The sequence below is a fragment of the Trinickia sp. genome (assembly GCF_035492435.1).
Classification (GTDB): domain Bacteria; phylum Pseudomonadota; class Gammaproteobacteria; order Burkholderiales; family Burkholderiaceae; genus Trinickia.
On the sequence record NZ_DATJJF010000077.1, the window covers coordinates 1 to 13,039 of the forward strand.

The 13,039-nt window shown below is 61.6% G+C and carries 12 protein-coding genes; 11 read left to right on the plus strand and 1 reads right to left on the minus strand.

Features of this window, described 5'->3' with window-relative positions; all coding sequences use genetic code 11:
• Positions 1 to 523: 523 nt before the first annotated feature.
• Positions 524 to 829: an H-NS histone family protein gene (locus VL598_RS05520; RefSeq protein WP_325325690.1), complete on the plus strand. Its 306-nt coding sequence runs from the start codon at positions 524 to 526 to the stop codon at positions 827 to 829.
• Between the two features lie 224 nt (positions 830 to 1,053).
• On the opposite strand, the gene VL598_RS05525 is transcribed toward VL598_RS05520, so the two are convergent.
• Positions 1,054 to 2,121 carry a glycosyltransferase family 4 protein gene (locus VL598_RS05525; protein WP_325325691.1) on the minus strand — a complete coding sequence of 356 codons (1,068 nt, stop codon included), beginning with the start codon at positions 2,119 to 2,121 and terminating at the stop codon, positions 1,054 to 1,056.
• Positions 2,122 to 2,655: 534 nt separating this feature from the next.
• Between VL598_RS05525 and flhD the strand changes: the two genes are divergently transcribed.
• From flhD to VL598_RS05575, 10 genes are all read left to right on the plus strand, one after another.
• A complete protein-coding gene (flhD, locus tag VL598_RS05530; RefSeq protein WP_325325692.1) occupies positions 2,656 to 2,976 on the plus strand; it encodes a flagellar transcriptional regulator FlhD in 321 nt (106 codons plus the stop codon).
• A 503-nt stretch (positions 2,977 to 3,479) separates the two neighbouring features.
• Positions 3,480 to 4,340, plus strand: coding sequence for a flagellar motor stator protein MotA (motA, locus tag VL598_RS05535; protein ID WP_325325693.1), 861 nt, complete (start codon positions 3,480 to 3,482; stop codon positions 4,338 to 4,340).
• Positions 4,341 to 4,369: 29 nt separating this feature from the next.
• Positions 4,370 to 5,413: a flagellar motor protein MotB gene (gene motB, locus VL598_RS05540; RefSeq protein ID WP_325325694.1), complete on the plus strand. Its 1,044-nt coding sequence runs from the start codon at positions 4,370 to 4,372 to the stop codon at positions 5,411 to 5,413.
• A 78-nt stretch (positions 5,414 to 5,491) separates the two neighbouring features.
• Positions 5,492 to 5,857, plus strand: a complete 366-nt coding sequence (locus VL598_RS05545; protein WP_325325695.1) for a response regulator — start codon at positions 5,492 to 5,494, stop codon at positions 5,855 to 5,857.
• A 171-nt stretch (positions 5,858 to 6,028) separates the two neighbouring features.
• Positions 6,029 to 8,248 carry a chemotaxis protein CheA gene (gene cheA, locus VL598_RS05550; RefSeq protein ID WP_325325696.1) on the plus strand — a complete coding sequence of 740 codons (2,220 nt, stop codon included), beginning with the start codon at positions 6,029 to 6,031 and terminating at the stop codon, positions 8,246 to 8,248.
• 25 nt (positions 8,249 to 8,273) lie between these two features.
• Positions 8,274 to 8,807 carry a chemotaxis protein CheW gene (locus VL598_RS05555; RefSeq protein ID WP_325325697.1) on the plus strand — a complete coding sequence of 178 codons (534 nt, stop codon included), beginning with the start codon at positions 8,274 to 8,276 and terminating at the stop codon, positions 8,805 to 8,807.
• A 75-nt stretch (positions 8,808 to 8,882) separates the two neighbouring features.
• Positions 8,883 to 10,844, plus strand: a complete 1,962-nt coding sequence (locus VL598_RS05560) for a methyl-accepting chemotaxis protein (protein WP_325325698.1) — start codon at positions 8,883 to 8,885, stop codon at positions 10,842 to 10,844.
• 99 nt (positions 10,845 to 10,943) lie between these two features.
• Positions 10,944 to 11,966, plus strand: a complete 1,023-nt coding sequence (locus tag VL598_RS05565; protein ID WP_325325699.1) for a CheR family methyltransferase — start codon at positions 10,944 to 10,946, stop codon at positions 11,964 to 11,966.
• On the plus strand, positions 11,963 to 12,688 hold the full coding sequence (gene cheD / locus VL598_RS05570; RefSeq protein WP_325325700.1) for a chemoreceptor glutamine deamidase CheD: 726 nt from the start codon (positions 11,963 to 11,965) through the stop codon (positions 12,686 to 12,688). Before VL598_RS05565 ends, cheD begins: the two co-directional genes overlap by 4 nt.
• Positions 12,689 to 12,691: 3 nt before the next feature.
• On the plus strand, positions 12,692 to 13,039 hold a 348-nt coding region (locus VL598_RS05575; protein ID WP_325325701.1), incomplete at its 3' end, for a response regulator.

Below are 13,039 nucleotides of genomic sequence, written 5' to 3' on the forward strand. Positions count from 1 at the left end.
ACCAGTTGCGCAAGCTTTTCTCGATTCCTGCTGAATTCGCGTCCTGAGCGAGACAAGCTCGCTATTGCCGGCGGCAATCGATGCCGCTTTGGCTTTTGCTCAGCAAATATCAGAAGGCGGCCGCAGCGGCCGGGATGCCCGAGCTGAGGGCAATTCCATGCGTGTCGATTCCGCCTGCATCGCCGCACTGAGCGATCGCCTTTGAGCATTGGATATCGTCCTGCAAATTGATATCGAATACCAAGTGTCATGGACTGTAATCAACACGTCTCGTTCGCATCGAATGCAAATTTGCTTTCTTTCTTCTAGGCGTTGCAAAATAAACACAGGGATATGCCGTATTGGTGAATTACCGGATGAGAAAAACGAATATTTGATTCAGAATGTGGCGTTTCCCACGGTGTTTGCTTTCTGTCTAATTAATCATACGATTGCCTGCTGGCTACAAGTGAATTGAGCATTGCAGGTTGTGTGCGATCCGACTATTGCGCGGGTTCACAACATTTTGACTAGGGAGACCACGATGTCCCAATATGCAGATCTCAAGGCCCAAATCGCGAAGCTGCAGGAGCAGGCAGACGAGGTGAGGCGTGCTGAAATGGGCGATGTCATTGCCGATATTCGACAAAAGATTGCCGAGTTTGGCCTGTCGGCAGCCGATCTCGGGTTTGCCGAGCATCGCCGTCGTGGTCGCCCGCCCAAGGTGAAAAAGGAGCCGCTGCCGGCCAAGTACCGCGATCCGAAGACCGGCGCGAGCTGGAGCGGCCGAGGCAGGGCGCCTACTTGGATTCATGGCAAAAACCGCGATCGCTATCTCATCAAGGAATAAGCTGGGCAGGCGGCCTGGCTGGTCCGTTCGGCCGACGATGCGTCGGCTGTCAGGTCAAAGCATTTGCGAATCTGGCTTTTTCTGCATTGCATACAAAAACGTCCGGCGCGTGATGCGCCGGACGCACGAAATGCGAGAGCCTGCGTGGTAATCGAATTTGTGTCACAGCCGCGGTAATCTCCCGCAATCGTTTTCCTAATTGGCTCGTTTTATCAGACAGCCGTTCAACCCGCCGCAACGCTGTGGAGCGTGCGACGTAGACCGTGGCCTGCGATCAATGCTTCGTATTTTTCGACGTAGGCGCGCGCCATGCTTTGCGCCGTGAATCGACGCTCGAATTGGGCACGTATTTCATCGCGCGAGAGTTCGTCGAGACGTTGCAAAGCCGCCACCGCGCCGTGCTCGTCTTCCACGATATAGCCCGTTATACCCGGGTCAATTACTTCGGGGACGGAGCCGCGATTGAAAGCGATGATGGGTGTGCCGCAAGCCATGGCCTCGATCATGACGAGCCCGAACGGCTCGGACCAATCGATTGGAAATAGCAACGCTTTCGCGCGCGAAAGAAATTCAGGCTTGCGCGCCTCGTCGATTTCACCGATGAATTCAACATGTGCAAGCCGCAGCAACGGCTCGATTTCGCTCTTGAAGTAATCACGGTCGACATTGTCGACTTTGGCGGCGATCTTGAGCGGTAGCCCGCTCATGGCGGCAATACGGATCGCGGTGTCGACGCGCTTTTCCGGGCAGATGCGGCCCAGAAAAGCCAGGTACTCGGGCTCGCAATGCGGCTGGGGGCTCAAGAGCCGTTGAGGTAGTCCGTGATAGACGGTGCCCAGCCATTTGGCCTGGGGCAGCGGCATACGCTGTGACTGCGAGATCGAGACGACGGCGGATTGGTCGAACCTGTCGAAGACGGGCTGCAACTCCGGTAGATCGAGGCGGCCGTGCAGCGTGGTGACCGAGGGCGTGCCGATATCCGAGAACATGGCGAACGGTAGGTAATCGAGATGGAAGTGCAGGACGTCGAAGTCCGACGCCGCGCGGCGAACCTGCTCGAGCAGCAACATGTGCGGCGCCAAAGAATCGCGAATCGATGGATCGAGCCGCAAGGCCCGTGGCCAGGCCGCTTCGAGTGTGGCCGAGGTTACGGAGTCACCGCTTGCGAAGAGAGTCACCTCGTGACCGAGCTCGACAAGTGCCTCGGTCAGGTACGACACGACGCGCTCGGTGCCTCCGTAGAACTTCGGAGGAACGGCCTCATAGAGCGGCGCGATTTGAGCGATTCGCATGCGTGAATCTCCTTGCAAAAATGAGCGGCGCGGCTATCGGCGCTACGCCATTGTATTAACGGCTTCCTTGCCATTATCAGGACAGAAGGGCGCCGCTAATGAGCACGTTTTCAAACCTTTAACCTTGTTACAGGCGGAAACAGCGCACGCTAGACGCGAGGAGCGGCGAGGCGTCTCTCGCTTCACCCGGTTCGGCCTTGTCCAGACGCCGTAGCCCATTGGCCGCTGCCGACGGCTGTTCCTACAGTCGAATATCGATCTCACGCAAATCAAGTTCCCGCCAGTCCGGCGGCACTTGAGCGCGAACGCTCACTAAATCGCTCCGAGTGAGAATGGAATGCCTTGTAGGACTAATTCCTACACGTTTTCCAGATATTTCCGACGTTGCAAGAAGGCCTTCTTCCGATTTCCACCTTATTTACATTTCGACACAATTTGGCAAACCGGAAACCGCGCACGCGGAAGGGGTAGGGCTGCCTCCTCGAGCAAACGTTTTCCTAAGGAATCAATAACTTTTGACCGACCGGGGAAATTATGGGCGCTGCGAGCGAAATGCTCAGTGAGATAAAGGAAGTCAACCTCTCGTATCTACTGCTCGCCCAAAGCTTGCTGCGCGAGGACAGGGCGGCCGGGATGTTTCGCATGGGCCTGTCCGACGAGATCGCCGATGTGCTGGCGAACCTGTCGTTCGCTCAGACGGTGAAGCTCGCGACTTCCAGCCAGTTGCTATGCCGCTTTCGCTTCGATGACTATGCCGTCCTTTCGTCGCTGGCGGACAAGGGTAAATCGACGGCGCGCTCGCATGCGCATTCGGCGCAGGCGAGCGTGGAGCAGCCTGAGGAAACAACCGACTGAGCCGGTATCAAGTGCAAAGGCGCCCGGTGCTTGGAGCGACTCGCCAGTATGCCGGAAAGCGAATGTCCTCGGAGGCGAAAAAAAGCCATATGGCAAACCGAAGGCGGTCTGCCGGCAGTAGTTCAGACATTGACGCAGGCAGGACGGATCGAGGTGCGCGCACCCTCGCGGGGGCCCGACGCAGAAAGGGCGTTTTGCGAGCGATCAGCGCCTCAGGCGTTTTGAAAAGCATTGAAAGCGTTGCTTCATTCAGAGCATGGCGCGGTTTGAACGGATGCGTTCTTGTTTTGGCCGCCACCTGCGCGTGCGTTGCTTTTCCCTATATCGATGGGCCGGCATCCTCGGCTGGCGTGGCTCTTTGATCACGGTGCGTTGTCTGTGCCATCCGCGGCGTGGACCGAACGAGTTGCATCGACGAGTGCGTTTGTCCTCAAAGTTTCGGTTTGTCTGCCGTAAACCAGATTAACGGCGGTCTCCCCGTCGACCTTTGTGAGGACTCGGCAGTGCTGATTTTCGTTGGAACACTCGTGACCGTGCTCTCCGTCTTCGGCGGCTATGCGCTGGCGGGCGGTCATCTGGGCGCGCTCATGCAGCCCGAAGAAGCACTGATGATCGCGGGCGCTGGGGTCGGGGCGTTCATTCTCGGCAACGGGATGAAGACGATGAAGGCGACACTCAAACTGCTGCCCACGCTCTTCAAAGGCTCGAAGTACACGAAGGATCTGTACATGGAGTTGATGGCACTTCTTTACGTTTTGCTTGCCAAGGCGCGTAAAGAAGGGACGTTGACGCTCGAGGCCGATATCGAGGAGCCGGACAAAAGCCCCATCTTCACGCAGTACCCGAAAATCCTCGCCGACAAGCATATCGTCGAATTCCTGACGGACTACCTGCGGCTCATGGTGGGCGGCAACATGAATGCTTTCGAAATCGAAAGCCTCATGGACGAGGAGATCGAAACGCATCACGCCGAAGGCGAAGGCCCGGCGAATGCACTCATGCGCACCGGCGACGCGATGCCGGCATTCGGCATCGTCGCTGCAGTGATGGGCGTTGTCCATACGATGGCGTCGGCTGACAAGCCGCCCGCCGTGCTTGGCGCCATGATCGCTCAGGCGCTGGTCGGCACGTTTTTGGGCATTTTGCTCTCGTACGGTCTCATCGGGCCGCTCGCGAGCTTGGCGGAGCAGCGAGTGGCTGAGTCGACCAAGATGTTTCAGTGCATCAAGGTCACCATTCTCGCGAGTCTGAACGGTTATGCGCCCGCGATTGCCGTCGAATTCGGCCGCAAGGTGCTCTACTCGACCGAGCGCCCGTCGTTCGCTGAGCTTGAAGAGCACGTGCGCCGCGTGAAGGCCAAGTAAGGCAGGCACGTCTCGAGGAAACCGGGTCAATGAGCAAGAACAAAGACAAGGCAATCATTATCAAGCGCGTCGCGCCCGCCAAGAAGGGACACCACGGCGGCGCGTGGAAGCTCGCCTATGCGGACTTCATGACCGCGATGATGGCCTTCTTTCTGCTGATGTGGCTGCTGTCATCGGCCACGCCCACGCAGCTCAGGGGTATCGCCGAATATTTCAGCCAGCCGCTCAGGGCGGCGCTCTTCGGCGGCGACCGCAGTGCCGACTCCTCAAGCATCCTGAAAGGCGGCGGACGCGATATCTCGACCGACTTGCAGGGCATCACGCGGCGCACGGACGGCACGATCGAAAAGGCGTTGCACACGATCGCCCAGAACGACGACTCGGCGATCGATCCGTTGACAGGGGCTGTCGACCGGCGCGAGCAGGAGCGGCTGCACGATCTGCAGGTCAAGCTCATGCAGGCGATCGAGGCCAATCCGGTGCTGCGGCAGTTCAGGCAGCAGATCCGCATCGATTCGACGTTGCAAGGTTTGCGCATTGAGATCGTCGACACCCAGAAGCGGCCGATGTTCGCTACGGCGAGCGATCACGTCGAGCCGTACATGCGTGACATCTTGCGCGCAATCGGCCAGACGTTGAACGACGTGCCGAACCATATCGTCGTTCAAGGCCACACCGATGCGGTGCCTTACGCCGGCAACGGCAGCGGCTATACCAATTGGGAGCTTTCCGCCGATCGCGCTAACGCGTCGCGGCGCGAGCTCATCGCGGGCAGCATGGATGAGAACAAAGTGCTGCGCGTGCTCGGGCTCTCCTCCACGCAGAACCTGGACAAGGCGAATCCGATGGATCCGGAAAACCGCCGCATCAGCATCATCGTGCTCAATCACCGATCCGAGCTCGCCTTGATGCATGACGATTCGACGACCACGACGCTTTCCGACGATGCTGCGGGAGTCGTTGCGCAGAAGTTGACGGCCACGACCGTAAAAGGGCCTAAAGCGCCTGCGCAGGCGCTTGCTGCGGCAGCGCACGCAGGCTCCGAGGCGGCGACCAATCAGGTCAAGCCGTGACAAGCAGTGAGGTCGGACAAGCCGTGACGGCATGCGGGCGATGCGCCGCGAACCTTGGGCAATTGCAGTGAGGCACTCATGATCAGGGACGTTCTGGCAATCGACGATTCGGCGGCGATGCGTGAAATCCTGGCCGCAACGCTGCGTGAGGCAGGCTATGAGGTAACTGTGGCAGCGGACGGTGATGAAGGACTGGCGAGTGCGCGCGCGCACTCCTTCGACCTTGTGCTGACGGATCAGCATATGCCGAAGCGAAGCGGTCTCGGCGTCATTGAGGCGTTGCGCGCAGAGCCGGCTTATGCGGCCACGCCGATTTTTGTGTTGACGACCGAGCAGGGCGACGCGTTCAAGGACGCTGCGCGCACGGCCGGTGCTACCGGCTGGATCGCCAAGCCGCTCGATCCCGACACGCTGACCGAGCTCATTGCGGCATTGCCGGCATGAGGCACGCGTGAGAGCAGGCCCGTAAGGGAAAAAGGGGTGCGGCGTGCGCGAGGCGCGCACTGCATGAAGGCAGGAAGGACAGCAAGGACACGAAGCATCAACGGCAATCGGGAGCCATCGGCGCGATGCAGCGCACGAGCCAGGCAGACGATTCTTCGCGGTGACTGAGGCATGACACTCGATATCACACAGTTCTATCAGACGTTCTTCGACGAGGCCGACGAGCTGCTGGGGGAGATGGAGCAGCTGCTCTTGAATCTCGACATCGGTACGCCGGATCCGGAAGACCTTGCGGCGATTTTCCGCGCTGCCCACTCGATCAAGGGGGGGGCGGCGACGTTCGGCTTTACGGCGCTGACCGAAACGACGCACATTCTTGAGTCGCTGCTCGATCGTGCGCGCAACAACGAGCTGACGTTGCGCAAGGACATGATCGACACATTCCTTGAAACCAAGGATGTGCTGGGGGAGCAGCTTACGGCTTACCGCGCAAGCGCCGAGCCCGATGCCGCCGCAGCCGCGGCAATTTGCGCGAAGCTCGAGCGTTTGAGAGACGGCGACGAGTCGGGCGGCTCGGCCGTCGAGGCGGCTGTTGCAGCGAGCGCGCCTAAGTCCGGCAGCGGTGCCGATCATCTCGGCGCGGCGGCCCACGGCATGGCGCCCGATCATGTCGTCGATCAGGCCATGAATGCGATGCACGGGACGACGGCGGCGCCGGCGACGGAGGCGGCAGCGACCGCCGGCGCGCCGCTGCAAGTGACACTGCGCGGTGTCGGCGACAAGGACCGGGAGCTCTTGATCGAGGAGCTCGGCAACCTCGGGCACATCGTCGAACAGACCCTCAACGGCACTGAGCTCGTCGTCTATCTCGAGACCGATGTGCCGTCCGATGACATCAGCGCCGTATTGTGCTTCGTCATCGACGAAAGCCAGATCACGATCGGCCGCGGTGCCGCGCCGGGTGCACAAGCGCCTGCCACGGTCGCACCGGCCGATGTGGCGACGAGCGTGCCTACGCCTGCCGCCGATGTAACGCCTGCGCAAAGCGCCGTGGCAGTGGCAACCGCCGTGACGAAGGCCGAGCCTCAGTCCTCTGAGCCGGAAGCGAAGCCCGCCCTGCCGGCTGCGACGGCACCCGCCGCGACGACTTCTGCCGGCGCGGACGAGCGCCGCGCCCGACCGGCAGCGGCTGCGTCGACGAGCGAAGGCGGCTCCATCCGGGTGGGCGTCGAAAAGGTGGATCAGCTCATCAATCTCGTCGGCGAACTCGTTATTACTCAGGCGATGCTGGCCGAGACCTCGAGTGCATTCGACCCGGCGTTGCATGACCGCCTCTTCAGCGGCATGGCGCAGCTCGAGCGCAATGCGCGCGATCTGCAAGAAGCGGTGATGTCGATCCGCATGATGCCGATGGATTACGTCTTCAGCCGCTTCCCGCGGCTCGTACGCGATCTCGCGGCGAAGCTCGGCAAGGACGTGGAGCTCATCACCTTCGGTCAAGCCACCGAGCTCGACAAGAGCCTCATCGAGCGCATCATCGATCCGCTCACGCACCTCGTGCGCAACAGTCTCGATCACGGCATCGAGACAGTCGACGTGCGGCGCGCAGCGGGCAAGGATCCGACGGGACAGTTGATCCTCTCCGCGGCACACCATGGCGGCAACATCGTCATCGAGGTCAGCGACGACGGCGGTGGCTTGCGCCGCGACAGGATTCTTGCGAAGGCAATGAAGCAAGGCATGCCGGTCAGCGAATCGATGTCCGACGATGAGGTCTGGAACCTCATCTTCATGCCTGGCTTCTCGACGGCCGATCAGGTCACCGATATCTCGGGACGCGGGGTCGGCATGGACGTCGTCAAGCGCAATATTCAAGCGATGGGCGGGCACGTCGAAATCACCTCGCAGACCGGCAAGGGCACGACGACGCGCATCGTTCTGCCGCTTACGCTTGCGATTCTCGACGGCATGTCGGTCAAGGTCGGCAACGAGATTTTCATTCTGCCGCTCAACTTCGTGATGGAGTCGCTCCAGCCAACGGCTGAGGACATCTACACGGTCGCGAACGGCGAGCGTGTTGTGCGCGTGCGCGGTGAATACCTGCCGCTCGTCGCACTGCACGAGGCGTTTTCGGTGGAAGGCGCACGCACCGAGCCGACGCAAGGCATCGTCACCATCATGCAGACCGAGGGACGCCGCTTTGCGATGCTGATCGACGAGCTCGTCGGCCAGCAGCAGGTTGTCGTGAAAAACCTCGAGACGAACTACCGCAAGGTGCGGGGCATTTCCGCCGCGACGATACTCGGCGACGGCAGCGTGGCGCTGATCGTCGACGTGGCGGCGTTGAACCGCGAATCCCGCGCCTCGCATGGCGCAATGAACTATTCGTAACCCCCAACTGTTTGTGAGGGCCAACGTGGCAGAAGTCCAAACCAGCAATTCGAACGGCGCACTCGTCGCCGCCGGCGGCCGCCGCGACGCGGTACATACTGACGCAGCCGGTCAGGAGTTCCTGATCTTCACGCTCGGCGCCGAAGAGTACGGCATCGACATCCTGAAGGTGCAGGAGATCCGCGGCTACGAGAGCGTGACGCGCATCGCCAACGCCCCCGAGTTCATCAAGGGCGTCATCAATCTGCGCGGCATCATCGTGCCGATCGTCGACATGCGGATCAAGTTTCATCTCGGCCGCGTCGAGTACGACCATCAGACTGTCGTCATCATTCTCAACGTCGCGCATCGTGTTGTCGGCATGGTCGTGGACGGTGTTTCGGACGTGCTCACGCTGACGCCCGATCAAATCATGCCCGCGCCCGAGTTCGGCGCGACGCTGACTGCCGAATACTTGACCGGGCTTGGCACGGTCGACGGCCGCATGCTGATCCTCATGGACATCGAAAAATTGATGGTCAGCAAGGAAATGGCCCTTATCGAGGCATTGGAAGCGTAGTCGATAGGCGCGCACCGCCGGTGCTCGCCGCGCGGCCTTCGCTGCCTATGTCAGCACCAGACGGAGATTCGTTAGATGTTGCGGAACTTGTCGATTCGCACGACGCTCACTGCGATCGGCGCTGTGTTTTTTTTGCTGACGCTTGCGGTTGGTGTGCTCGGCCTCACGGCGTTGTCGGGGGCGGGGCGCTCGCTCAACACACTCGCCGGCGGGGACTTGCCGGCCATTCATGCGCTCGATAGCACGGCGTCGTTTTTGATGCGCACGCGCGTTTCGCTCGATCGTTATGAATCGCTCGCGGCGACGAACAAGACCGATGACGCGAAGGGCGCACTGGATCGTGCCGACGCTACGTTAGCGAGGGCGAAGGACGCGTGGCAGGTCTACCAGGCGGCACCCAAGCACGACCTCGATCCGGCAGTCGAGAGCGAACTCGCCTCGCGGTACGCAACGCTTTTGCACGATGGCATCGAGCCGGCGTTGGCCGCGGCGCACGCAGGCGACGCCGCGGGCAGCCAAGCCATCGTCGACTTGAAGGTCAGCCCGCTCTTTGTGGCGTTGAGCGATTCAGTCGACAGCGTCTTGCGTACGATTCGGCAGAATGCCGAAGATCTGCGTGTCGCGTCCGATTCGCGGATCTCGTTGATGAAATCGCTCATTGTCGCCGTTGGAGCGATTGCGCTGGTGCTCGTTGTCGCGATTCGCTTCGTGCTGCGTGCGCTTATCGTCACGCCGCTCGACAACGTGATCGTCCATTTCGAGCGGATGGCTGGCGGCGATCTCAGCGATGCTGTCGAGGCGACGAGCGAAAACGAGATCGGGCGTCTCTTTGCCGGCATGAGGAAGATGCAGGAAAGCATGACGTCGATGGTGAAGGCGGTCAAAGGCGGCGTCGAATCGATCGACGTGGGTGCGCACGAGATCTCGATCGGCAACACCGATCTCTCGCAGCGTACCGAGCAGCAGGCATCGTCGCTTCAGCATACGGCCTCGAGCATGGAAGAGCTGACCGGGACGGTACGCCAGAACGCGGATAACGCGCGGCAGGCGAGCCAGCTTGCCGTGAATGCGTCCGACATCGCGTTGCGCGGCGGTGAGGTCGTGCAGCAGGTGGTGACGACGATGGAGGACATCGCGACGAGCTCCAATAAGGTCGTTGACATCATCGGCGTTATCGAGGGCATTGCGTTCCAAACCAACATCCTCGCGCTCAATGCGGCCGTGGAGGCTGCGCGAGCGGGTGAGCAGGGTCGCGGCTTTGCCGTCGTGGCGGGCGAGGTGCGCAGCCTCGCGCAGCGCAGTGCGGCGGCGGCCAAGGAAATCAAGACGATGATCGGCGCTTCGGCCGACAAAGTGGCGAGCGGGTCCGAGCTCGTTGGCAAAGCCGGCGCGACGATGGACGAAATCGTCCAGGCGGTGCGACGCGTCACCGACATCATGGGTGAAATTAGTGCGGCATCGGTGGAGCAATCGACGGGCATTGAAAGCGTGAACGGTGCGCTCGCGCAAATGGACGACGTCACGCAGCAAAACGCCGCCCTCGTCGAGCAAGCGGCCGCCGCCGCGGCATCGCTCGAAGAACAAACGCGGCAGTTGAAGAGCGTCATCGGTCACTGGCGCGTCAGCGCGGGCGCGAGCGCGCCGGCGAAGGCAGTCGCGCAGGCAGTCACACGCAAACCGGGGTTGCCGTCCGCCAAAGCCGCGAGCGCCGCGCCGCGTGCGCTGAGTGAGCGCAAGGGCGCGTCGGGTGCCAACGCGGCGGGCGTTGCAAGCGCGTCAAGGGTGTCGGGTGACTCTGTAGCGAAACAAGCCCATCGGGAAGTCGCGCGGCAGGCCAACGATCACGAGCCGCATGCGCCGACAACCGCGGCGGTTCCTGCTCCGGCTGCCGGCCAGCCGTCCAAGCCGGCCCGCGCGCAATCGCACAAGCCGAAGCTTTCGCAGCAGTCCGCGAAGGCCTCGTTTGCGGCCCCGTCAAGGGCGGCGCCGGCCGTCTCGGCGAGCCATTCGTCCGACGACGATTGGGAAACGTTCTGAAGGCGGCGCCCCAAGCGGCGAACCCGACGCAAGCGACGAAGGCGACCAACCCCGAGCGACTGACCCGACCGACATTCGAGACGAACCGAGACGATCACCATGACGACAGCACGTGCACTCGAGCGGCTTGAGCGGGCCGACCCGAATGGGTCGGGCTTGGCTGACCGTGCTGGTTTGGCCGAGCGCGATTTCGAATTTACGTCGGCGGACTTCACACGCATTCGCGAGCTCATCCACCGTCGCGCCGGCATTTCGTTGTCCGATCACAAACGCGACATGGCCTACAGCCGTCTCGCGCGGCGCCTGCGAGCGCGCGGCCTGGACAGTTTTCGCCTCTATCTCGATCTGCTCGAGTCGGAGCAGAACCCGGCCGAGTGGGAAGCTTTCACGAATGCCTTGACGACTAACCTCACGGCATTCTTTCGCGAGGCGCACCACTTTCCGATCCTGGCCGACTTGGTCAAGCGCCGCTCGCAGCCCATATCGATCTGGTGCTCGGCTGCCTCGACGGGGGAGGAACCTTACTCGATCGCGATGACACTTGTCGAAGCGCTTGGCGAATCGGCGGCGCGCCAAGCAACGATCCTGGCGACGGATCTCGACACCCAGGTGCTGGCAAAGGGAGAAGCGGGTGTCTACTCGCTCGATCAGGTGAAGCAACTGACGCCTGAGCGCTTGAAGCGATTCTTCCTGAAAGGCACGGGCGCCAATACCGGTCTCGTCAAGGTACGTCCGGAGTTGAGCGCGATGATCCGCTTTCAACAGCTCAACCTGACGGATGCGGACTACGGATTGCGCACGCAGTTCGACGCGATCTTCTGCCGAAACGTCATGATTTACTTCGACAAGCCGACGCAATCGCAGGTGCTCGCGCGCTTCGAGCCGCTCGTGAAGCCGGGCGGACTGCTTTTTGCGGGGCATTCGGAGAACTTCAGCTATGTGACGCATGCCTTCCGGCTACGCGGCCAGACCGTGTACGAGCTCGCGCGCGATTCGACGGCGCTCGCGCGTGTCCGGACAGACGTGCGGCCGACGCTTCATTCGGGCGGCGCGGCAGCTCCGGCCGACGCCTCCGATGCGACCCACAAGGCCGGCAAGCGCTTGCAGGAGGTGGGAGTATGAGCGGCCTGCCGATCGCCACCAATCTGTACTTCGACAATCACTTCAACCGTCCCGGCGTGAAGCTGCTGCCGAACGAGTTTTATACGACGCGCGAAGACATGGTGCTCGTCACCGTGCTCGGTTCGTGCGTCGCCGCTTGCGTCCACGACCGTACGGCCGGCATCGGCGGCATGAACCACTTCATGCTGCCCGACGACGGCGAGCCCACGCAGGCGGCATCCGATTCAATGCGCTACGGCGCCTATGCGATGGAAGTGCTCATCAACGAGCTCATCAAGATGGGTGGCCGGCGCGAGCGCTTCGAGGCGAAGGTGTTCGGCGGCGGTGCGGTGCTGGCCGGCATGACGACGATCAACATCGGCGATCGCAACGCGGAGTTTGTGCGCCGTTATCTCGCGCTCGAAAAGATCCGCATCGTCGCTGAAGATCTTCAAGGCGTGCATCCGCGCAAGGTAGCGTTCATGCCGGCTACTGGCCAGGCGATGGTCAAGAAGCTGCGTACCGCTCAAGAGCCGAGCTTGGCGGAGCGCGAAGAAGCGCTGGCCAGGCAGGTGGCCGAGGCACGCGCAGCCCGACGCGAGCGCGCGCGCGCACTGGAAAACGTCGAGCTTTTCACGACGCGCACGCGAAGCGATGCGGCCAAGCCGCGCATTGAACTCTTCCAAGCGCTTGCAGGTGGCAACCGAACGAACGACAGCGCCAAGACCGCAGAGGAGGCATAACAGGTGCAAAAAATCAAAGTGTTGTGCGTCGACGATTCGGCGTTGATCCGCAGCCTCATGACGGAGATCATCAATAGCCAGCCGGACATGGAGGTGTGCGCAACCGCGCCCGATCCGCTCGTCGCACGTGAACTCATCAAGCAGCACAACCCCGATGTGCTCACGCTCGACGTCGAAATGCCCCGCATGGACGGCCTCGATTTTCTCGAGAAGCTGATGCGGTTGAGGCCGATGCCGGTGGTGATGGTGTCGTCGCTGACCGAGCGCGGCTCGGAAATCACGCTGCGCGCGCTGGAGTTGGGCGCGGTCGATTTCGTCACGAAGCCGCGCGTCGGCATTCGCGACGGCATG